This window comes from Arthrobacter sp. CJL-S3, from assembly GCF_056711635.1.
Window position 1 is genome coordinate 37,401 of the sequence record NZ_JBWXYY010000002.1, and the last position, 20,504, is coordinate 57,904.

General features: G+C 63.6%; 21 protein-coding genes and 1 pseudogene. 16 read left to right on the plus strand and 6 right to left on the minus strand.

The features are described 5' to 3' along the window. The first annotated feature begins 62 nt into the window (after positions 1-62). The 6 genes from AC06G6_RS20405 (at position 63) to AC06G6_RS20430 (ending at position 8,581) form a co-directional block, all read left to right on the plus strand. A complete protein-coding gene (locus tag AC06G6_RS20405; protein ID WP_479828859.1) occupies positions 63-1,337 on the plus strand; it encodes an MFS transporter in 1,275 nt (424 codons plus the stop codon). Next, complete coding sequence (locus AC06G6_RS20410) at positions 1,309-1,686, plus strand: ArsR/SmtB family transcription factor (protein WP_479828860.1); 378 nt, start codon at positions 1,309-1,311, stop codon at positions 1,684-1,686. Before AC06G6_RS20405 ends, AC06G6_RS20410 begins: the two co-directional genes overlap by 29 nt. Positions 1,687-1,776: 90 nt before the next feature. Further along, a complete protein-coding gene (locus AC06G6_RS20415; protein WP_479828861.1) occupies positions 1,777-2,433 on the plus strand; it encodes a hypothetical protein in 657 nt (218 codons plus the stop codon). Next, entirely contained in the window at positions 2,430-3,017 is a 588-nt protein-coding gene (locus AC06G6_RS20420; protein ID WP_479828865.1) for a recombinase family protein, read from the plus strand. Before AC06G6_RS20415 ends, AC06G6_RS20420 begins: the two co-directional genes overlap by 4 nt. 147 nt (positions 3,018-3,164) lie before the next feature. Next, complete coding sequence (locus AC06G6_RS20425) at positions 3,165-3,476, plus strand: hypothetical protein (RefSeq protein ID WP_479828867.1); 312 nt, start codon at positions 3,165-3,167, stop codon at positions 3,474-3,476. 209 nt (positions 3,477-3,685) lie between these two features. Then, the gene (locus AC06G6_RS20430) at positions 3,686-8,581 is read left to right on the plus strand and encodes a helicase (protein WP_479828868.1); all 4,896 of its coding nucleotides are present in this window, start codon (positions 3,686-3,688) and stop codon (positions 8,579-8,581) included. A 105-nt stretch (positions 8,582-8,686) separates the two neighbouring features. Here the strand turns inward: AC06G6_RS20430 and AC06G6_RS20435 are convergent, their stop codons facing one another. Beyond that, on the minus strand, positions 8,687-9,085 hold the full coding sequence (locus tag AC06G6_RS20435) for a hypothetical protein (RefSeq protein ID WP_479828869.1): 399 nt from the start codon (positions 9,083-9,085) through the stop codon (positions 8,687-8,689). A 350-nt stretch (positions 9,086-9,435) separates the two neighbouring features. On the opposite strand from AC06G6_RS20435, the gene AC06G6_RS20440 reads away from it, so the two are divergent. Together AC06G6_RS20440 and AC06G6_RS20445 are read left to right on the plus strand one after the other, a co-directional pair. Then, a complete protein-coding gene (locus tag AC06G6_RS20440; RefSeq protein WP_253033803.1) occupies positions 9,436-9,708 on the plus strand; it encodes a glutaredoxin family protein in 273 nt (90 codons plus the stop codon). A 26-nt stretch (positions 9,709-9,734) separates the two neighbouring features. Further along, a pseudogene (locus AC06G6_RS20445) lies at positions 9,735-10,070 on the plus strand (single-stranded DNA-binding protein); the annotation flags it as partial. A 177-nt stretch (positions 10,071-10,247) separates the two neighbouring features. Here AC06G6_RS20445 and AC06G6_RS20450 read toward each other — a convergent pair. The 3 genes from AC06G6_RS20450 to AC06G6_RS20460 all read right to left on the minus strand — a co-directional run bounded on the left by AC06G6_RS20450 (position 10,248) and on the right by AC06G6_RS20460 (position 13,367). Further along, positions 10,248-11,453: a hypothetical protein gene (locus tag AC06G6_RS20450; protein WP_479828871.1), complete on the minus strand. Its 1,206-nt coding sequence runs from the start codon at positions 11,451-11,453 to the stop codon at positions 10,248-10,250. Between the two features lie 509 nt (positions 11,454-11,962). Beyond that, a complete protein-coding gene (locus tag AC06G6_RS20455; protein ID WP_479828873.1) occupies positions 11,963-12,283 on the minus strand; it encodes a helix-turn-helix domain-containing protein in 321 nt (106 codons plus the stop codon). A gap of 4 nt (positions 12,284-12,287) precedes the next feature. Next, complete coding sequence (locus tag AC06G6_RS20460) at positions 12,288-13,367, minus strand: tyrosine-type recombinase/integrase (protein WP_479828876.1); 1,080 nt, start codon at positions 13,365-13,367, stop codon at positions 12,288-12,290. A gap of 468 nt (positions 13,368-13,835) precedes the next feature. On the opposite strand from AC06G6_RS20460, the gene AC06G6_RS20465 reads away from it, so the two are divergent. From AC06G6_RS20465 to AC06G6_RS20480, 4 genes are read left to right on the plus strand one after another with little or no spacing between them, the layout of a single operon-like run. Then, complete coding sequence (locus AC06G6_RS20465; RefSeq protein WP_479828879.1) at positions 13,836-14,024, plus strand: hypothetical protein; 189 nt, start codon at positions 13,836-13,838, stop codon at positions 14,022-14,024. 33 nt (positions 14,025-14,057) lie between these two features. Further along, positions 14,058-14,513, plus strand: coding sequence for a hypothetical protein (locus tag AC06G6_RS20470; RefSeq protein ID WP_479828880.1), 456 nt, complete (start codon positions 14,058-14,060; stop codon positions 14,511-14,513). Then, on the plus strand, positions 14,503-14,766 hold the full coding sequence (locus AC06G6_RS20475; RefSeq protein WP_479828881.1) for a ParB family protein: 264 nt from the start codon (positions 14,503-14,505) through the stop codon (positions 14,764-14,766). Before AC06G6_RS20470 ends, AC06G6_RS20475 begins: the two co-directional genes overlap by 11 nt. 23 nt (positions 14,767-14,789) lie before the next feature. Then, on the plus strand, positions 14,790-15,059 hold the full coding sequence (locus AC06G6_RS20480; protein ID WP_479828882.1) for a helix-turn-helix domain-containing protein: 270 nt from the start codon (positions 14,790-14,792) through the stop codon (positions 15,057-15,059). Positions 15,060-15,395: 336 nt separating this feature from the next. Here the strand turns inward: AC06G6_RS20480 and AC06G6_RS20485 are convergent, their stop codons facing one another. Further along, positions 15,396-15,695: a hypothetical protein gene (locus tag AC06G6_RS20485; protein WP_479828884.1), complete on the minus strand. Its 300-nt coding sequence runs from the start codon at positions 15,693-15,695 to the stop codon at positions 15,396-15,398. 223 nt (positions 15,696-15,918) lie between these two features. On the opposite strand from AC06G6_RS20485, the gene mobC reads away from it, so the two are divergent. The 4 genes from mobC (at position 15,919) to AC06G6_RS20505 (ending at position 20,007) form a co-directional block, all read left to right on the plus strand. Beyond that, positions 15,919-16,311, plus strand: a complete 393-nt coding sequence (mobC, locus tag AC06G6_RS20490; RefSeq protein ID WP_479828885.1) for a plasmid mobilization relaxosome protein MobC — start codon at positions 15,919-15,921, stop codon at positions 16,309-16,311. 2 nt (positions 16,312-16,313) lie between these two features. Further along, positions 16,314-17,930 (plus strand): relaxase/mobilization nuclease domain-containing protein, encoded by a 1,617-nt coding sequence (locus tag AC06G6_RS20495; protein WP_479828887.1) that lies wholly within the window; start codon positions 16,314-16,316, stop codon positions 17,928-17,930. A gap of 28 nt (positions 17,931-17,958) precedes the next feature. Continuing rightward, a complete protein-coding gene (locus AC06G6_RS20500) occupies positions 17,959-19,191 on the plus strand; it encodes a hypothetical protein (protein WP_479828888.1) in 1,233 nt (410 codons plus the stop codon). A gap of 90 nt (positions 19,192-19,281) precedes the next feature. Continuing rightward, positions 19,282-20,007 carry a hypothetical protein gene (locus AC06G6_RS20505; RefSeq protein ID WP_479828889.1) on the plus strand — a complete coding sequence of 242 codons (726 nt, stop codon included), beginning with the start codon at positions 19,282-19,284 and terminating at the stop codon, positions 20,005-20,007. A gap of 48 nt (positions 20,008-20,055) precedes the next feature. Here the strand turns inward: AC06G6_RS20505 and AC06G6_RS20510 are convergent, their stop codons facing one another. Further along, the gene (locus tag AC06G6_RS20510; protein ID WP_479828890.1) at positions 20,056-20,499 is read right to left on the minus strand and encodes a DUF4913 domain-containing protein; all 444 of its coding nucleotides are present in this window, start codon (positions 20,497-20,499) and stop codon (positions 20,056-20,058) included. Positions 20,500-20,504 lie beyond the last annotated feature (5 nt).

Consider the following 20,504-nt stretch of genomic DNA (forward strand, 5'->3'; position numbering starts at 1 on the left):
GTCCACGAAAGAGGTAGCATTAGTGCATAGACATGCACGTATGCACTTAAGGGGTTTGGTTGATGTTGTCAGTTCTGCGAAATGTCACGTACCGGCGGCTGTTTGCCGCGCAGATCGTGGCGCTGATTGGTACCGGTCTGCTGACGGTGGCGCTGGGCCTTCTGGCCTATGACCTGGCCGGCAGCAACGCCGGCGCGGTGCTCGGGACTGCCCTGACGATCAAGATGCTCGCTTATGTGGGTCTCGCCCCGGTGATCAACGCATTGGTCACGCGGTGGCCAAAGAAGCGGGTCCTGATCGGTGCTGACCTGATCCGGGCCGCCATGGCGCTCTCCCTGCCCTTCATTACCGATGTCTGGCAGATCTACATCGTGATCTTCCTGCTCCAGTCCGCGTCTGCGACGTTCACCCCGGCGTTCCAGTCCCTAATTCCCACCATCCTGAAAGATGAGAAGGACTACACCCGGGCGCTGTCCCTGTCCCGGCTCGCCTATGACATGGAAGCCCTGGTCAGCCCCGCCATCGCGGCACTGCTGCTGACCGCGCTCAGCTACAACAACCTCTTCCTCGGCACCGTGGGAGGGTTCCTGTTCTCGGCCTTCATGGTCGCCATTACCGTGCTGCCGAAAGTCCCGGCAGCGAGTGGGCAACAGACTTCGCTGTGGCACCGGACCACCCTGGGTGCCAGGATCTTCTGGCGGAACCGGCGCCTACGCTCCCTGCTGGCCCTGAACTTGGTTGTGGCCGCGCCGACGGCGTTAGTCCTGGTCAACACCGTCGTTTACGTCCGTGACGTCCTGCACCGGCCCAACACAGACCTTGCTCTGGCGTTGGCCTGCTTTGGCGTCGGTTCCATGATCGTGGCCCTGTCCGCCCCGCGGGTCCTGGACCGGTTCGGGGACCGGCCCGTGATGCTCACCGGCGCCGCCGTGATCCCGTTCGTTCTGGCCGGAGCGGCCGCCCTGACGCTGCTGGGCGTCCCGGGCATGGGCTGGTGGCTGCTGCTGAGCCTGTGGTTCCTGCTCGGCGCCGCGAACTCCACCATTCTCACGCCCTCGTCCCGGCTGCTCCGGGACGCCTCCACCGAGGAGACCCGCCCGTACGTCTTCACGGCCCAGTTCTCCCTCTCCCACGCCTGCTACATCCTGACCTATCCACTGGCCGGCTGGGTCGGGGCGGTCGCTGGTTTGGGCTGGGCCGCGCTGGCGCTGACAATTATTGCGATGATAGGCAGTGTAGGAGCATTCCTGTCCTGGCCCCGGCACACCTCCGGGGTCGGCCAGCGACCGGCAGAGAAGGAGCAGAGCGATGAGCAGCCAGTCCCACAGCGCATCTAGCCCCGCCCCTGACGCAGCTTCGCTGGTACACCCGGTCACGCCGGGACCGCAACTGCTGGAAACAGCTGCCGGAACGCTGCGGATGCTCGCCGAGCCGACCCGGCTGAACCTCCTCTGGCAGCTCACCGAGGGCCCGAAGACGGTCACGGAGCTTACAGTCGCGGTCGGAGCGCCCCGGACTGTGACGAGCCAGCATCTGGCCAAACTCCGGCTTAGCGGCCTTGTGGACACCCGTAAAGATGGCCGCCACGTTATCTATTCCCTCCGTGACGGGCACCTCGTGAGGCTTATCCGCGAGACCATCAACCACGCAGATCACCGGATTACTGGCGAACCCACCCACGGCTGACCGGCCTAGGTTCGAGTGCACGCCACTTCTGACATCGGTGCAGACGACTTCTGAAAATGACACCTCTCGACAGCTCTTTGATCGGCTAAGGTGAGTCAGAACTCGATTACGAAAACAAACTTAGTCAAAACTGGCGCTCTACCGTTTTTGACGACCTTAGGGGGAGACCTGGACGCCGTAGAAGTGGTGAAGGTGACGGGGGCTGTGATTGCAGCGCTGGGCGTGGTGGCCACATTCTTTTGGAAGGTCTTTGAGAACAATCAGGAGATACGTGCCCACAGTTTTGCTACTAGGGCGTTTGCCCTAGCAAAGACCATTGGCGAGCAGTACGAGCAGGGAGACCTGTCAGGGAGAGTTGCACAGGTGGAGGAGGCTGCCACTCTCCGCCTCCGCCTCCTGGCTTCCGGTAACAAGGCAACCGAGCGATATCTCGAGTTGCTGCAGTCACGCCCCCGGAAAGTTCCTTGGGGTAAGCGGAAGATTCATTGGGTCGACGCATTGATGTATGCCTCCATATTTGTCCTGCTGGGCGGAGCTGTATGGAGCATCCCTAAGGTCATCCACAATCTTGGAAGCACATGGGAGGTTGCCTTGTTGTTCCTGGGTTGGTCCTTCGTATTGCTCGGATTCGGGATGGCAGGTGCCGTAATCAGTGTCGTGTTTCAAAGGTGGGTCAGAAAACGCAAAGCCTTGCCGAACGAAGACCTGCTAGAGGAATTCGAACGCTCACGTTCAGGGGCGTCATGACGCCGGCTCTCATAGGTTATGCGCGGGTAAGTACGACCGAGCAGTCAGTAGACCTGCAAGTGGACGCACTGCATGCGGCCGGGTGCTTTCGCATCTGGACGGACTACGCATCGGGTGCCACCCAGGAGCGGCCCCAGTGGCAGGACTGTCTGGATCATCTGCAGCCGGGCAACATCCTGGTGGTCAATGACCTATCGCGGCTGGGACGCAGCACGGCCGACTTGGCGGGCATTGTGAAGACGCTGGCGGACCGGCATATTGGCTTCCGGTCGCTGACTGAGACCTGGCTGGACACCACGACTTCTCAGGGCGTGCTGATGTTCCACTTCTTTTCGGCCATCGCCGAGTACGAACGGAACCGGCTGCGCGAGCGGACTATGGCTGGCCTCGCCGCCGCCAGGGCCAGGGGACGTGTGGGCGGCCGGCCCACGAAAATGACACCCGACAAGGCTGACACAGCGCACCGGATGCGCGGCCAAAAGCGCACGATCCGCGACATCGCCAAGACCATCGAGGTCAGCGAGGCCACCGTCGTTCGTGAGCTCGCACGGCAACGGAAGAGCCTGCAGGCACCGCAGGAGTAGGGGTGCGGCTGTTAATCCATCGGTGCCTTCGCTAGCGTGGAGGCAAACGGAGGGGGACGGCGCACATGGCACCGAGGAAATCTAAGAACCACATTGAGGGCCAGATGAGTCTGGAGTCCTTGTGGGCCGAACCGGAAGAGGTAGTCAATGAACGAGCACGGCAGACACGCCATGGAAACCATGAAGAAGCACGATCCGGAGAGCTTCGCGCAGATAGCGGACCCCGAGACACACTTTTCGACCTTGGGGGAGGAGATTCAGCAGGCGATCTGGGATCTCAGCGAGGAACTGACACCGACCAGGGGTTCGGAACCGCCGATGGAGTACATCGGGCTGGCGAACATGGCCAAGCTCCGGGCACGCGAGATGGTGTACCAGGAGATGATCTACGCCAGCCTTCCCGCGGAGCCGGAGGAGATGGAGCCGACCTACGGGGCCCAGGAGGACGAGGAGAACTAGAGGCCAAACCTCAGCCGGAGCCGGCAGCGGTTGCGGCGGCCGGACGGTTCCGCCCAGCATCCCAGGCCGACCTTGCCCCATCAGGACAGAAAGCCCGCTTCGCAGCAAACGTAGGAGCAATCCGCATCGTCCGGGAGCTGGAGGACCAGCAGAGGCCGGCCACCGAGGCAGAACAGCGTTCCCTGGCGCGATGGTCCAGCTGGGGAGCGGTGCCCCAGCTGTTCGATAAGACCGAATGGGCGGCCGAGCGCGCCCAGCTGCAGGAAGTCCTGAGCGAACGCGAGTATGCCGCAGCGTCGCGGACCACGACGAACGCGTATTACACCGACGCCGCCCTGGTAAAGGAAATCTGGTCCGCCGTCGACCGGCTCGGCTTCACCGGGGGAGAGGTGCTGGAACCCGGATCCGGCGCGGGAACGTTCATTGGTTTGGCCCCGGAGGGCGCCCGGATGACCGGCGTGGAGCTTGATCCGCTGACCGCCTCTATTTCCCGGGGCCTGTATCCCGACGCGACGATCCGCAGCGAGTCCTTCGCGGACACCCCGATCAAGACCAATTCCTTTGACCTTGCCGTCGGCAACGTCCCGTTCAGCAAGAACACGCTTTACGACAAGACCCACAATGCCGACTCCCGGCACTCCATGCACAACCACTTCATCCTCAAGAGCCTGGCCGCGGTGAAGCCCGGCGGCTACGTCGCCGTGCTGACCTCCAGCTTCACCCTGGACGCAACCAACCCCACCTCGAGGCGGGAGATGAGTGCAATGGCGGATCTGGTGGGCGCCGTGCGCCTGCCCACCGGCGCCCACCGGCGAGCTGCCGGCACTGAAGCACTCACTGATCTGCTGCTGCTGCGCAAGCGCGAGCCGGGCCGGGAGCCTGCCAACACGGACTGGGAAACTGTCGGGCCCGTCATCATCGACGGCCGCGACGTGAAGGTCAACAACTACTTTGACCTGAACCCGCAAAACGTCCTCGGGCAGATCACCGTTGGGAACGGCATGTACGGCGAGGCAACCGTCAGCGTCAAAGCCGACGACCTCGCCGCCGTCCCGCAGCTGCTCGCCCAGCGGCTCGACGCCGTTGTCCAGGAAGCACTGGACCGCGGCCTGAACCACGCCCCTGCCGAGCCTGCCCCGGGGAAAACCCCAGCCGCACTCCTGCCGGCCACGGGGCAGGAATGGGACGGCACCATCACCGCCCAACAAGACGGAACCTTCACCGTTGCCCGTGCAGGGGAACAGGTTCCGTTCCCGGTACCCAAAGCGCACGCTGCGGAGCTTAGCGACCTGTTGGGGATGCGGGACGGCGCACGCGCCCTGCTGGAGATGGAAGCTTCCGACAGCGAAGACACCCCGGCGATGTCGGCTCAACGAACCGCCCTGGCTGACCAGTACACGGCATATGCCGCCAAATATGGACCGCTCAACCGCTTCACGGAATCTGTCCGCACGGACAAAGAAACGGGCGAAGACATCATCACCCGCCGTGCAGCACCCGCCGTGCGGATCCTGCGCCAGACGGACCCCTTCGGAACTCTGCCGCCGGCCCTGGAGAAGTTCAACGAGGAGACGCAGACCGCGACACCCGCGGCTCTGCTTCAGCATCGGCAGGTAGTGGCCCGCAAGCCACTCATGGGTGCGGACACCGTTGACGAAGCCCTTGCCATCGCCCTGGACACCTACGGTGCCCCGGAACTGGAACAGATCGCGGACCTGCTGGGCGTCACGGAAGAGGAAGCCCGCGAGCAGTTGGGCACGCTCGTGTTCGATGACCCGGAAACCGGCAAGCTCGTCACCGCACCGGAATACCTGTCCGGGAATGTCCGGACCAAGCTCGAAGCTGCCCGCGCTGCGGCGGCCGAGGACGACCGCTTGAGTGTGAACGTTACCGCGCTGGAGGAAGTCCAGCCGCCGCGGGTCGGCATGGAAGACGTCGAGGCGCGCATCGGTGCGGTCTGGATTTCCCCCGAGGAACACCAACGCTTCGTCCAGGACATCCTGGCCGATCCCAACGCCAGCGTGACCAGCGTCGGCAGCGGCATCTGGCGGGTCAAAGCCAACCGTGGGACAGTCCGTTCCACGAACGAGTGGGGGACGGGCCGCCGGCCCGCCCCGGACCTGCTGCAAAGCATCCTGGAACAAAAGAGCATTCAGGTCGAGGACAAGAACGAGGACGGCAAACCGGTCGCCAACCTCGAAGAAACCGAGGCGGCCCAGGAAAAGGCCGAGGCCCTGCAGGAACGCTTCGCCGAGTGGGTCTGGGAAGACCCCGAACGTGCCAGCCGGCTCATTGACGAATACAACCGCCGCTTCAACTCCCTGGCCCTGCGCGACTACACCAAGGAAGGGGGCCGGCTGACCCTTCCGGGGCTGGCTAAGACCTTCACCCCGCATCCGCACCAGCGCACTGCCGTGGCGCGCATCATCTCCGAACCGGCCGTGGGCCTCTTCCATGAAGTCGGTGCCGGCAAGACCGCCGAAATGGTGATTGGAGCGATGGAACTCAAACGCCTGGGCATGGCCTCCAAGCCCATGGTTGTCGTCCCGAACCACATGCTGGAGCAGTTCACCCGCGAGTGGCTGGAACTGTACCCGCAGGCCCGCCTGCTCTCGGCAGGGTCCGATGACATCAAGACCAACAGCGGAGACCTGGCCGCGCGCCGGCAGTTCGTCGCCCGCGCCGCGGCGAACGACTGGGACGGAATCATCATGACCCAGCAGGCCTTCAAGAGCATCGGCGTGAAAGCCGAAACCATTGAGGCCTACCAGGAGTCGATCATCGCCGACGTCCGGCAGACCATCGTCAACGCCCAGGCCGAGGGCGAAGACCGGACCACGGTGAAGAAGCTTGAAACAAAGCTCCAGGCCGAAGAAGAACGCATGAAGAAGCTCATGGACACCGCGCCGGACCTTGGACTGACATTCGAGGACACCGGGGTGGACTACCTGTTCGTGGATGAAGCCCACGACTACAAGAACCTGCGCACGGTCACCAACATCAAGGGCGCAGAAATCGCGGGCTCCATCCGGGCCACCGACATGCACCTGAAGCTCGAATACCTGCGCAGCACCCACGGGGAACGCGTCGTCACGATGGCGACCGGCACACCGATTGCCAACTCCATCACCGAAGCCCACGTCATGCAGCGCTACCTGCGCCCGGACCTGCTCCAGGCTGCCGGCGTGGAGAACTTCGACGTCTGGGGAGCGACATTCGGGGAAACCGTCACCGCCATCGAGATGGACGCCGGAGGCCGGCTGAAGAACAAGCCGCGCTTCGCGAAATTCAAGAACGTCCCCGAGATGCTGCGGTCCTTCCACGTCTTCGCCGACGTGAAGCTCGCCGAAGACCTGACCTACCTCGAAAAGCCGGACCTCGCCCGCCGGCCCGGCGACGGGGAACGGCAGCCGGAACTGGTGCTGATCCCGCAACCGCCCGAACTGGCCGAATACATGAAGGGCCTCGCGGACCGGCTGGATTCCCTCTCCGGCTGGGCTGAGAAGGGCGCGGACAACGCCCTCTCCGTCTACAACGACGGCCGCAAAGCCGCACTGGACCTGCGCATGGTCGGCATCGAACCAGAATCCGGGACGAAGCTGGACCACGTGGTCGCCAAGACCCTGAAAGTCTGGGAGGAGAACCGGGAGAACGAGTACGAAACCAGCTTCGAATCGGGGATCCCTTCAGCGAACAAGGGTGCGCTGCAGATCATCTTCTGCGACCTCAGCACACCTTCGAAGAACACCGGACCCGACGGCAAACCGGTCTGGACCGCCTACCAGCAGATCAAGGACCAGCTCGTTGCCGGCGGCATCCAGGCAGAGCAGATCCGGTTCATCCAAGACGCGCCCAAGCCCGAGCAGAAAGCCCAGCTATTCGCCCAATGCCGCACCGGCGAAGTAGCCGTGCTGATCGGCTCCACCGCCATGATGGGGACCGGCGCCAACGTCCAGCTCCGCGCCAAAGCGATCCACCACGTCACGTGTCCCTGGCGGCCGGCTGACCTGACCCAGCGCGACGGGCGCATCATCCGTCAACGGAACGCCAACGCGGAGGTCCACAACTTCCAGTACGCCACCGTCGGCAGCTACGACAGTGCCGCCTGGGATGGGATCCAGCGCAAGGCCACCATGATCCAGCAGGTTCTCCGCGGACGCCTCGACATCCGCGAGATCGAGGACGTTGGAGACCTTGCCCTCAACGCCGCACAGATTAAGGCAGCTACCAGCGGCAACCCGCTGGTGATGGAGAAGATCGAGGCCGACGCCGCCCGGACCAAACTCGAACGGCTCAAACGAGCCCACGAGAAAGGACAGAGCACCCTCTCCTGGACACGGGCCGCGGCCGAAACCAGCATCACCAAAGCCGAAAGCAAGCTGCCCGCACTGCAGGCAGCTCTCCCGCGCATCACCCCGACCGCAGGGGATGCCTTCACCGCGACCATCGACGGCAAGAGCTACACCAAACGCCCGGAGGCCGTCGCGGCCATCTCTGAATGGGTTCGTACCCACACGCCGGAGTACGGAAACTACTACCGCCAAAAGCAGGACCACGGCACCATGGCCACCCTCGGCGGCCACGAGCTGCAGGTCCGAAACGCGGCCGACGACTCCCGGCTCGGTTCTTACCAGGACCTCGCTGTCACCCTCAAAGACGTGCCCGCACCACCGCTTGTCTTTACCCGACTGGAGCTGCTGGAAGGAAGCGCCGGCATCATCACCCGGCTGGAAAACAAAGTGGCCGGGCTTCCCGATTACGAAGCCCAGCTGCGCCAAACCATCACGGAAAAACAGGCGGTGCTTGCCGACGTCGAGAGCCAGGCCGGGAAACCGTTCAAGTACGAGGCCAAACTTGTCACCGCCCGCGCGAAGTGCGCGGAACTGGATGGGAAGCTTAGGGCCTCCATTGAGCCACCGAAGCAGAACTCCGCCGACGCGCCTGTCGTTGCGGATGTCGTCGATCCTGCATTGGCACGATTTCGGAAGCTCCACGACGCCAGCTTCCCCACAGCCCCCAGCCCCAGCCGTCCATCACCGGCATCAACCCAGGCGCCTTCAACCAAACACCCACACCACGAGAGAATCGGAGGGCTGGAACGATAGATCATCCGTCCCTCAGGAACTCGGCTGGAATGACTCCGGAAGCTCCACGGCGGCCGGGGTAAGTTCCGGGCGAACGCGCTGGAAACGCAGGGAGGTCTTTCCCGGCTAGACGGCGGATTCTTCCAAGGCGTGCGGAACTGGCAGCCGACTCAGCCATTCCCTGGCGTCATCCATAGAGGTGAAGTATCCGTGCGGGCACTCCTGTTCCCGCAGCAAAGCCGCAGCCATCACTCGGTCGACCACCGTGGCGCCGACCAGGGCCACGGCGGAAACAAAGCGCAGCCCCAACAGCGTCTCTCTCGCCCCCGGACTCATGCAAACGTCCACGACCTCGACGAGGATGGGCTGCAGACCGGCGGCTCCGGTCACGCCCTGGACGGCCGTGACGACGGCTTCAGCGTCAGCTGCGGACACCGCAGAGCCCGGCGTCCACCTCAGATGGAAGGTGCCCTCCGTATCCACGCTCAAGGATGCGTTTGTGCAGGTCAGCGCGATTTCCAACATGATTTTTTCCCCCAGTGTTTCGATGAGGGTAGCGGATCCCGTGGCATAAAAGTGATTTACTGAACAATCTTTTGGCCGGGACGCCGAAGCGAGAACACAAGGGGCTTTCCGGGGCATCCGCAGTCATGCCTGCATCGCCTCCACCGCAGCTCTATTCCGCGGACTGTGCAGGGGCGGCTAAACGCCCGAAGGTGACGGTCCCACCACCGTGATGCCTACCAAAGACGCATGTAAAAACCCCTAGAAATCAAGGCGCAACCCCTATTCATTCAGTTGAATGATTGTTAGAATTGAGGTAGCAAGCCAGCCAGTCGAACCTAACTAACGTGATACGAAACAGAGGACTGAAAATGACTCTCACCATCTACACCAAGCCCGCCGGATGCTTTGGCTGCACCAAGACCAAGCAGATATTCGCAGCAGCCGGCATCGACTTCCACGAGGTGGACGTCACCAGCAACCCGGCCGCCTTCGAGTACATCACCGAAGAGCTCGGCTACTCCCAGGTCCCGGTCGTCGTCTACGACAAGGACGGCACCGAGAACCACTGGTCCGGTCTGAACCCGGGCGGGATCGAGCAGATCATCACCATCGAATCCGCCGGCCGCGTCCGCGAAGCCTAGAAACCATCACAGGAAGAAGGCATCCCATGTCAGGCGATACCAGCATCACAGTGATCGGGAACCTCACTGCCGACCCGGAGCTGCGGTTCACCCCATCCGGTTCGGCCGTCGCGAATTTCACCATCGCTTCCACGCCCAGGGCGTTCGATTCCCAGCGGAAAGAATGGGTGGACGGGGAGACGTTGTTCCTGCGGGCGAGCGTCTGGCGAGAGGCGGCCGAGCACGTCGCGGAATCCCTGACCAAAGGCACGCGCGTGATCGCAGCGGGGCTGTTGAGGTCACGCAGCTATGAGACGAAGGCGGGGGAGAAGCGCACCGTGATCGAACTCGAAGTTGAGGAGATCGGCCCGTCCCTGCGGTACGTTGCCGTTAGCCGTGGGTTCACGAAATCTGAAGCCCCCTCCGGCGTGAACTCAAGCGTCGAGGCTTCGGCGTAGGGCTGGGGGTGCGTGGGTTCGCGAAGTTTGCGTCCCTCGGGGAACAGTTGGTGGTCGTTTCATTTGACGGGACTGCACTTGAGCGCATCCCGTGCGACGGGCTCAGGCGTTGGCCAGGTCTGGGTGGGTCAGGACAGCGGAGTAGCGACTGGCGCCGGCGATGCTGAGACCGAACATGTCGCAGAGGCGTCGTATGTCGCCGCCGCTGGCGTGTAGTTCGTGGAGGATCCGGTCTTCGCGGGCTTCCTGGGCGGTCATGCCCATGGAGGTGGTGATCCACTGATAGCCCACGGCAGAGGTATCGAGGGCGGTGTGTCGGCTGATGAAAACGTGGGGGTTCCTGGTGATAGGCCAGCGCTGTTCGCGGTAGGTCAGCCACGTGCCCAGGCGGTCCTGGACTGGTTGGGCGAGCAAGATGGTGCGCCCCTCGAGGTGGAGGCGGCCGTCGTGGATGTCGGTCAGGTGCAGCTTCCGCAGTTGGCCGGATCGCAGTCCGTGGAAAGCGACGATCGCAGTGAGGGCCGCCCGCGCGGGGTCTGCGGAGTTGAACGCTTCGCGGAGCACGGACGAGTCCACAGGCATGGGTTGGCGGGTTTCGTGGGTGCCGGTGCGTATCGGGCCGATCGGGTTGAAGAAGATGACGCGGTGGCTTTTGAGGACACGGAACAGGCATCGGAGCCCCTGCCCCATCCTGGCGCGCGGATTTCCGGAGCCGGGGAGGACATCCTGGACGTCGTCGGTGGTGAGTTCCCGGAGAGTGGTGTGTCCGGACGCTGCCCAGGAACGCAAGGCGGGCAGGGACCAGCGCAGGTACAGCCGGGCAGTTTGTTCCGACCGGGGTTTGCTGCGGGGAGGGGTACTGCTGCCGTTGATCATGACCGTGTACCAGCGGCTGAGCTCGATCCTCATCTGCTCGGGCAGTTCAGCGACGGCGGTGCTGAACCACTTGTCCACGGTGGGTTCGCGGTCGTCCTCGAGCAGGCCAGCCGCCGCGCAAACCTCCAGGAGGCGCAACGAGGTTCCGATTTGCTGCAGATCAATAATGTCGCTGGCCCGCAGTGGTGCACCCGGTGTGTCCTGCAGGCCGAGGGCAATGGCGAGTCCGCGCCGGGCTCGTTTGGTCGCGGTCAGGCTCCACCCGTGCGTCTTGGCGTAGTCGATGAGGAACTCATCCAGGAAGGCCGCCATCGCCGGTTCCGCGGGCGTCGGGAATCCGCAGGTTCGTCCGTTCTCAAGATCGCGGGTTGCCGGGAACAACACGAGCTGGCGGTGCGGCACGGCTGTGAATGTCGGTGCCGGGCTGGTCACTGGTTCTTTGGGGCGGTGCCGTCGGGTGCCGCGGCGCTGTCCTGCGCTGACGTGGCGGAGGTTGGCGAGGAACAGTTGCTGGCCGAAACGGTTGGCCGCCAGCAAATCAGTGCCGCTTTTCCGGCCTCCAGCGGCGAGGAATTGGTGCCAACAGAGCCGGCACCCCTGATCGTCGTTGACTGCAACCAGCACGCCGCAGGCCCTGCAGGTTCCCTCAGCGTATTTCGCTCGCCAGGCCCTGCAGGCTTCGCAGAGCCACTGGTGTGTCCGCCCGACGCCCCAGGCCTGGCAGTCCCTGCACGCCTCTACCCGTTGAGGGGCGCTGCGATGACAGAGGTCGCACAGGCCCGCGGAGTAGTAGCCGTCTGTTCGTCCGCATCGCCTGCAGGGTGGCGGGACGAATGGACCCCCGGGCAGGCAGTCGTGGCAGAACCTTGTCCGGCGCGGATGGCTCCACGCGACCGGTCGCAGACCGCAGGCGCTGCATGGGCGCGGGGGATTGGATCCTCTCACGCCGGTGGCTTGGAACGGTTACGCCCAAGCCGGGGAATGACCGCGGGAACGGCTCCGACAGATGATGCTTCGGCCAGCTTCGGGCGCGCTGCTGCGACCTTCTCTGGCTCGCAGATCAGCAGCTCCGTGGGGGAGCAGTTGAGCACCGCGCAGATGACATCGAGGTCTTCGAGGCGGATCGTGGTTGGTGTTCCGGTCCAGAGCCCGGACATTTTGCCCGTGCTGATTTCGAGGCCGGCATCGGCAAGCTGGCGACGGAGTTCTGTTGATTTCCAGATCCCTCGCTCAGCGGCGACCATTCGTAGATTCCAACGCATAGTCTCATTCTCCTGTCAGTCGGGCGGCGACGCGTTCGTTCGCGACCGCCCAGGCATGGTCGACGTGGTCCGCATGGACGTGGATGTACCGGGTGGTGGTCGACAGCCATTCATGTCCCAGCAATTCCTGGACCGCCTTCAGGTCCAGGCCCCGGGCATAGAGGGAAGACGCGCAGTAATGCCGCAGCCCATGGGGACTCAGCCGTCCCTTCCAGGACGGCAACCACCTCGCCACCGCGCTGGCCAGACCGGCGCGCAGAGCATCGTCACCGACCCGGGCGCAGCCTCCCGTATGCCGGTCGTGCCGCTCGCTTGGAAACAGGGGCGCATCAGGGTCCAGATAGTCGTCACCGAACTGGTGACGAACGTCCGTCAGCCACCATTCCAGCAGTGCATCCACGGAATTGATCGCGGGAACGAGGCGGGGTTTGGCGCCGCGGCCGCGGCTGCCTTTCCCGAAGCGGACGTGAAGCTTGCCGTGCTCTCCAAGGTCGGGGCGCCAGTCCTTAATGTCGAGCATCAGTGTCTCGTTGATCCGAAGCCCGGCACGGCGCCACAACGAGGCGGCAAGGTAGTCACGGGCCGCTGGCAGGTACTTCCTTGCCTCGGGAAGTGCGTCACGCCACCGGGTGAAGAGAGCCTCAACTTCCGGATCGCTTGGCGGGATCCGGGTTGCTGGGAACGAGGAGCTGGCGGGGCGATTGAATTCGTCAATCGGCTGGGTGAGAACGTATCCGGTCAGTGCATGGATATCGCCTTGATATCGGGCGATCAGGAAGTCGAAGAACCTGGCCAGCGTGCCGGCTTTGCTTTCCCTCGTGGCCCTCGCCTGCTGCCGTTCCTGACGCAGATGCGACAAGAACCTGTCGGCATCGGACGGCGAAGCTGTCCAGAGGGGTTGTCCCAGGAATCGGGCGAACTCGAAGATCACCGAACGCTCGGTCCTGACGAATTGATCAGTGACACCTGCCCCGATTTGTGCCAGCGAAAACTGATCGGCGAGCTCCTGTTCAAAGTCCTCCTCGTCCTGCTCGGAACGCAGAGACCGGCTGAATCCGATGGATCGGACGGCAGCAAGCACCATCACGCACCTCCGGGTTCAGCAATACTTCGCACCGATCATGAATATCACGGAATCTTCAGGAATTATGAAAATATTTCAGACATCAACTTCGGAGGCAAAATGCATAGTTTCGGCGAATATCCGCGCGGAACAGGGGATCCTGCGCCTGGGCACGAACTCACGGGATTCGAGACAGCGACAGTCCACAGGACCCAGGGCAGCCCGCACGATGCCGCGCAAGGCGGAGCCGGACAGGAAGAACCGCACCCGGCCGACAGCCTGAGTATCAGCAGCCGGGAATACGCCGACGATGACCCATGGTTCGGTATCGACGCCAACCCCGCCGGACACATCAGCGTCCGCCCCCAGGACCCCGAACCAGCGCACTGACCCACCGTCAGGGCCACTGGATATGCTGACCCCGACGGACCCCACACACCCAGCCAGCAGCGGACGCCCCCGAGGCGCCGAAGACGAACGGAAAAGACCATGGACGAGTTGCCCACCTTCGATGACATCCGCGCCAACGCATTCGCACTCCTGGGCGACGTGGAGGATGAACTTCGCTCCGACTGGCGATCCGGTGCCGGACCCACTCATGAGCAGGAGGAGGCCCTGCAGGAAGCACGCCGGGCCATCCGCGAGGCCAAGGCCGCGCTCGACAAAGCCGGACGCTAACCCCTTATTTTTCAACCAGAGGAAACGACGAACATGACGCATGAAGATGACCTCCGGAGCTGGGCAAAAGGCTCCTACACTTCCGAGGCCGGAACTGAGCTGCTGCTACGCGCCTTCGGCGGCCGCTACGCAGCCGTCGGCAACCCCTGGATCCACACCAGCGACACCCCGGCAGGCCCGCACCAGGTGAACGCATGGATTGATTTCGAAGCCCTCGGAGAGCACGCCAACAACGGACCCTACTCCGGCGGCGAACGGCGATTCCTGCTGCTCGCGGCATCCCTGGCAGAGGACGTCCCTGTCGTCCTGAGCGAAGTCATTCCTGGCTTGGACCGGCAAAACCTTGATCTGGTGCTCGCCGCCATTGCCCACGCCGGCGGCAGCCACCAGCACTCAAATATCCGGACGAACGACGACGGCAGCATGACGCTGAACCCCGGCTACCTCGACAGTCTCCACCCGTGGCCCCGGAGCCTTCGTGCCGTCTAAAAAGATCGCCGCTTTCACCCCCTACTTCACGGAAGACGAGGCCGGCCGGGTCCGGGCAGCGTTCCTGGCCGCCGGGCCGTTGGAGGGTGATGCAAGCGTGTCGGACTTCATCGTTCGTGCGACGATGCGCGAAGTGAAACGCCTGGAACGCAAACACAACCAAGGCAGGCAATGGGAACCGGCTCCGGCCGGATCCCTCCGCCGCGGACAGCGCACCAGGGACGAGCTGCAACACCGGACCGAGGTGGACTGAGAATGCCGAAACGGACTGAGAACGTGAACGAGGAATCTGCGCCGACGACGGGCCCGGTGTTCCCCAGGATGCTGTCCCTGGAGCAAGTCCAGGAGATTCTGAACGTCAAAAGTGCACTGGTCTATTCACTCGTTCGCAGCGGTGAGCTTCCCGCCGGGCAGTTTGGTGGACGTGGTGTGTGGAGGGTCCGGGAAAGTGACCTCGCGGCGTACATCGAGGCAGCGTTCGCGAAGACAGCCGAGCGCATCGCAGCCGGTCAGATCAAGGATGACGACGTCGCCGCGGAAGACTAAAGGAATACAGATACGACGAAGGCCGGCACCTCGAATAGGTGCCGGCCTTCGTCGTATCTGCCCACCGGGGCCGCTTGGGGTCTAGGGCTGAAAAGAGCCAGCCGGAGCGCCCTGTCGACGTCGGAAGCGGCGTGTCTTGGTCCATGGGAAACGTGGCCGTTGGTGACCGGCCAGTGTCGAGGCTGTGCACGGCCGCCGGTCCCGTTGGTGAGGTGCGAGTCCGAGGTTCCCTGGCGGTTGTGTGCAGCCGGTCAGCTGGGTCCCGTCGTCCCCGTGTGTGCGGGAAAAGCAGCGAAGCGATTGGGCTTTTGCCGTGCCCATGGGGGCGAGGGGCTACTACTCAGGGCCTCCGGCAACCGGTATGGACTCCTGCGCGGTCTTCCGGCCACGCGGACGCCCGCCGGCCTTCTTGGCCGGAGCGTCCAGACCGAAGCCCCGGAGGTCCGATTCGGTCCAGTCTGCGCGCAATGCTGCCTGATAGTCCTTGGCGTATTTCTGCTCTGCTGTGGCAAGTAGCTGGGCAGCTTCCTGGACCTCAACACCGCTGGCAGCGGCCCTCTTCACGGCGTTGACTTTGGTGTCTCTGGCGGCGTCGATTTTCGCGGCGGCCTTAGCGGCAATGTCGTTGATATCCATACCCAAACCCTACCGGCCAGGACCGACACCCCAAAGCAGGTTTTCAGCGACCAAGTGCGAAAGGCGAAAAGACCATCAAAGAAGACCGTCCGGAGCAAGCTATACACTTACACGGGTGTAAGTGGCTTGCCGCGCTCGACACTGGCGGTCGAGTGCGGCACACTGGTCAGTGTGGTCCCCGTTTCCGGGGTCGCTGCGCTGGGCCGTTGAAGGGATGGATTGAATGTCGGATGAGGGAACCACTCACCGTTTCAATCTGTCGCGCCGACGCCGGGAGAACACTCCCGCCGGCAGCAAGAAGCGCCGTGACCTGTGGGTCACTGTTGAAGAGGAAGCCGCGCTCGTCGCGAGGGCTGAGCGGGAGAAAGTCACCGTCCCAAACCTGCTGCTTACATCGGCATTGTCCGAGACCCAGGAAACGACTACCGAACGGCGTGCCGCCATCGCGGAACTGATGTCGCTGCACAATCTGCTGGCCCGTTCTTCCAACAACATCAACCAGCTCGCACGCCAGGCCAACGCCACGAGCGAGTTCCCCGCCGAGGCGCACCAAGCCCTGAAACATATCCGCTCCGTTGCCATGCGCATCGACGACGCCATAGACGGGCTGATGTAGGGATGATTCCGAACATCACCCGCGGTTCGCGCATGGGCGGGCTCATGGTTTACCTGGCTTCCACGGATGCCAACAAGACCAAGAACGCACACTCTGATCCGCACCTGGTAGCCGGTGACGCTGCAATCATGGCGTGGTACGACGACGGTGTCCTGGACCGTGAAGATGCTCTGGCAATCGCCAAGCATCTGGACCGTCCGCACAAGGCTTATGGCGTATCGGTTCAGATCAAGGACATGCAGTGGGACGCGGCCAAGAAAGAGCGCGTCCACGTCGGATACAAGGACGCCAGCGTGTGGCACTGCTCGCTGAGCCTGCGCGCCGAAGAAGGCGCCCTGACGGATCAGCAGTGGGGCGATATCGCGAATGATTTCGTGGACTCCATGGGTTTCACCGAAACCAGCGGCAAGGCGCGCTGCCGGTGGGTCGCGGTCAACCACGGCACGAGTGAGAACGGCAACCACCACATCCACTTGGCCGTCTCCCTGGTCCGCGAAGACGGCACCAAGGCATCCACCCACGGCGACTACAAGAGGGCTCAGGAATCGTGCCGTGAGCTGGAAGTTAAGTACGGGCTGGAACAGCTCTCCACCGTGCACGCCACCCGAGGTTACGACCGGGCCGAGAAGGCCACCGCTGTCCGGGACGAGCGGGAAATGCACCGCTCGTCTTTGGCCCGGAAAGTCCGCGCCAGCGCCAGCTCCTCGGCGACCGAAGGTGAGTTCGTCCGGCGCGCCCGCGACACCGGAATGCTGGTTCGTCCGCGCTATGCGAAGAACACCACCGACGTCATCGTCGGGTACTCCGTGGCCGAACGCCCGAAGCAGGGTGAACGTCCTATCTGGTTCGGCGGCGGCACCCTCGCCTCCGACCTGAAGCTCGGTGCTTTGCGTGAAGAGTGGATGGACTCACCGCACCTGGCAACCGAGGCCGCAGCGGAGTGGAACGCAGCCGCCCGCAACAGGCGCACCGTGTCCAGGACCGGCCCCGAGAACGGAACACCCCCGGCGGAAATGTGGGTCGAGTACACCCGGAACGCGACCGCACTCGTTGAGCAGCTGCGCACACTGCCCCGGGATGATCACGCCACCTGGGCGAAAGCAGCGCGAGAGGTGTCCGGCGCATTCGCGGCATGGTCCCACCGGCTCGAACCGACGCCGGGTCCGCTGGCGGCCACCGCCGCCGAGCTGTCCCGCGCCGCCCAGCTCCGGGCACCACGGCAGCACAGCAAGCCTGTCGCTCTGCCGTCCATTGCCGGCACTGCCATGTTGTTCATGGCCGCGTCCAGCAAGAGCAAGACCGCCGCACAAGCGGCGCTCATGCTGCAGCTGGTGAACACTGCCTTCGCCATCCACGAAATGCACCAACAGTCCGGACGCACCCGTGAAGCGCAGCGGCTCCGGGCCGTCGTCACAGAGCAGCTGAAACCGTTCGCGGCCACCATGCCCCGCCCGGTCTCCGTCGGTGCCCCGGAACAGGCAGCGGCAACGAACTCCGTAGAACTTGGACTGCGCGGCATGGCGCCCATCCGTCCAGGGTCAGCGGTACCGATCACACCAACGCCGGCCAAAACCCACCAGCACACGGGCCGGGAGTCCGGCCCCGTGCTGGACCGATAACGACCACCACCAACTGCAAGGGAGCACGATGAGTGAATCTGACGGAATGGACGAATTGCTGGACGGCGGAATGCGGCAGTCCCTCATGATCGCCTCCCGCATTGCCGAGACACTGGCCCGTCGCCGACAGGAGTCCCAACGGCAGCAGGAACACCAGGATGCCCAGGCAGCGCACGAAGCGCAGGCCCGCCTCACGGCAGACCGCAGCGCAGCGCGTGCGGCGCTGGCACAGGTAAATAAGGACCAGTGGTGGGACAAGGCCCAGCCCCACGACATCGCCACGGCGCACGCCATCGCTGAAGGCTGGAAAGACCACGATCCGACTGCCCTCGCGGCCTCGGAGAAGATCCGGCAGGAAGTCTTCACGCGCTACGGCATCGACACCCGCGAGGCCGGCAAGGACTCTGGATACCTGGTGTCAGATATTCAGAATGCCGCGACGGACAAGGCCCGGCAGGACGCACTGGAACGCAGCCAGGAAGAGACACGCACTGCGGCCACCGAACATGAGAAGGCCATGGGCCTGCTCGCTGCCGCCCGCGCCGAAGAACTCCGCGCGCAGGCCGTGACGCTGGCCCCGGAAATGGAACGCCACCAGGTGCCGGCCGAATACCTTGCCAACCCCGAGCTGGCCCAGGCGCTGCAGACCGCCCACTCGGCGAAGACCCCTGCAGCAGTGGCGGCCGCGGACGCCACGGTGCAGGAACGCCTGTTCCTCATCGGCAAGGACGGCATCAACGGTCCCGACATCGACCAGCTCCGCAAAGAAACCACCTCGAACGTCAACGGCGCCGCAGATTCGCACTTCGAGGATCCCGCGTTCGTGAAAGCAGCCAAGGACATGCACGAAGCAAAACTCCTGGCAGAGGGAGGCTTCACAGGGTCCGAAAGGACGCCCGTGGAACAGCGGTACGAGCAAGCCGAAAAGGAACTCTTCGCCCGCATGGAAAGCGTCGGCCGCGAGATCGAGAACCGCGTCACCGGCAACCTCAGCCGCCGGTTCAAAGACCAGGGGCTCAAAACGGAAAGCACGTCAGCAAGCGACTACGGCTCAGCGGAACGCCACGAAGCTTTCGCCGCATCCCTGGCAACCACCGGAGCCAATGAAACCCAAGTCCGAGGACGCGCCGCCGCAGAACGCAGCGAGGGCACACACCCCAGCGCAGCCGTCACCATGGGCAAGGGCGCAGCAAAGGCCAAGAAGACCCGCTCAGGGGCAGCAGTCGGCGCGGAGAGGGCCAAGAGCGGTCCCGCTAGGTAGCGACGAAATATGAAAGGGAGAACCCCGATGGGGTTCTCCCTTTCATATGAGGTTCTTTCTTGACTTAGCGTTCATGGAAGAATCACGGAAATGGGTAGCGAAAACGAAGAAGTCACGTTCTACGACGTCCACGAGACGCCGATAATCGGCCGGCTCGATGAAGGCAATGCAGAAATGAAGTCTGACGCGGCGATCATTCGCACCTACATCCGCGTCGAGAAGGAGGCTGCCGCGTCAGCACCCGGTCGAACGCCTCCGTCCGTAGCCCGGGCAGTCCTCACCTCAGTCTGGGAAGCGCCACGCATCGGTTTCCACTACGACGCCCTTGCCGAGGCCGGCTTCCCAAAAGGACACTTCAGCAACAAATTGCTGCTGATCCCTTGGTCCGTCGAAGCTTTCGAGAAATGGAAGTCCACCCTCTCCTTCGCGGGACTGGTCCTTGAACACGTCACTCCGATCGACTGGATGTGGCAACGGCTGAAAGAGCTCGACAACGACCCGGACGACGGCGGCCTGAAGGAAGAAGAAGAATGGCAGCTCGATGCCGCCACGTATCTGCACCACCACTACATGCTCGCTGTGGTGAGCCGCGAGCAGGCAAGCGCCATTGACGGCACTGGACTCAAGAAGATCGGGGTTGAGCTGAACCCGTTTATCCGCTATCTCGCAGCCGAGTACAGGTTGAACATAAAACGTGCGAATGACCCCGAGATACCGACCTTCAGCACGAAGAGGTTCGTCATCCCGGGGCCGAGGGCGAAGCGGGTGATCTGCCCAGGCTCGAACAACCTGCTCTTGCCCAAGCCCGTCATATAGTCCCTCCATTGAGACCATCGATCGGATGCCTGCCGGGGAATTCGCGTGTCAGACAGTGAGAGTTCGTGCGTCGGGGAACCAGCCAGGGGGCGCTTTTTTGGGTTCAAGGTGGTCGGGGTCGCGGTGTTCTTTCATGTCGCAGTTGTAGAACGGCCCTTGGGGGTTCAGCAGGACTCCCATGTGGTGGTCTGCGTGGTCCCGCCACCAGACGCTCATGCCAGTGGCAGGGTCGAGGCGCAGGTGCTCCCAGGAACGCCACAAGGCCGCAACGCGGGAGACGGCCTCGGGATGGAAATACCACTCGACGCACCACTTCGCGGTCTTACCGGTGACGCTGCGGACGTAGGTCGGCAGCAGCTGTTCGTGAAGGAACTCTTCGGCCGAGCCGTAGACGAGCTCCGGCACCTTCTCCGGTTGGCCGTCCTCGCCGACGCCAACGCCGGCTTTGGGTGCGGGAGTGTCCGTGTCGAACAATCCAAAATCGTCTGCCATGGCTT

Excerpts from the sequence above, each read along its gene's own strand:
- AC06G6_RS20405 (WP_479828859.1), top strand. The coding sequence starts at position 63 with ATGTTGTCAGTTCTGCGAAATGTCACGTACCGGCGGCTGTTTGCCGCG.
- AC06G6_RS20410 (WP_479828860.1), top strand. The coding sequence starts at position 1,309 with ATGAGCAGCCAGTCCCACAGCGCATCTAGCCCCGCCCCTGACGCAGCT.
- AC06G6_RS20420 (WP_479828865.1), top strand. The coding sequence starts at position 2,430 with ATGACGCCGGCTCTCATAGGTTATGCGCGGGTAAGTACGACCGAGCAG.
- AC06G6_RS20425 (WP_479828867.1), top strand. The coding sequence starts at position 3,165 with ATGAACGAGCACGGCAGACACGCCATGGAAACCATGAAGAAGCACGAT.
- AC06G6_RS20435 (WP_479828869.1), bottom strand. The coding sequence starts at position 9,085 with ATGTTGGAAATCGCGCTGACCTGCACAAACGCATCCTTGAGCGTGGAT.
- AC06G6_RS20440 (WP_253033803.1), top strand. The coding sequence starts at position 9,436 with ATGACTCTCACCATCTACACCAAGCCCGCCGGATGCTTTGGCTGCACC.
- AC06G6_RS20455 (WP_479828873.1), bottom strand. The coding sequence starts at position 12,283 with ATGCGTTGGAATCTACGAATGGTCGCCGCTGAGCGAGGGATCTGGAAA.
- AC06G6_RS20460 (WP_479828876.1), bottom strand. The coding sequence starts at position 13,367 with ATGGTGCTTGCTGCCGTCCGATCCATCGGATTCAGCCGGTCTCTGCGT.
- AC06G6_RS20465 (WP_479828879.1), top strand. The coding sequence starts at position 13,836 with ATGGACGAGTTGCCCACCTTCGATGACATCCGCGCCAACGCATTCGCA.
- AC06G6_RS20470 (WP_479828880.1), top strand. The coding sequence starts at position 14,058 with ATGACGCATGAAGATGACCTCCGGAGCTGGGCAAAAGGCTCCTACACT.
- AC06G6_RS20485 (WP_479828884.1), bottom strand. The coding sequence starts at position 15,695 with ATGGATATCAACGACATTGCCGCTAAGGCCGCCGCGAAAATCGACGCC.
- mobC (WP_479828885.1), top strand. The coding sequence starts at position 15,919 with ATGTCGGATGAGGGAACCACTCACCGTTTCAATCTGTCGCGCCGACGC.
- AC06G6_RS20495 (WP_479828887.1), top strand. The coding sequence starts at position 16,314 with ATGATTCCGAACATCACCCGCGGTTCGCGCATGGGCGGGCTCATGGTT.
- AC06G6_RS20500 (WP_479828888.1), top strand. The coding sequence starts at position 17,959 with ATGAGTGAATCTGACGGAATGGACGAATTGCTGGACGGCGGAATGCGG.
- AC06G6_RS20505 (WP_479828889.1), top strand. The coding sequence starts at position 19,282 with ATGGGTAGCGAAAACGAAGAAGTCACGTTCTACGACGTCCACGAGACG.
- AC06G6_RS20510 (WP_479828890.1), bottom strand. The coding sequence starts at position 20,499 with ATGGCAGACGATTTTGGATTGTTCGACACGGACACTCCCGCACCCAAA.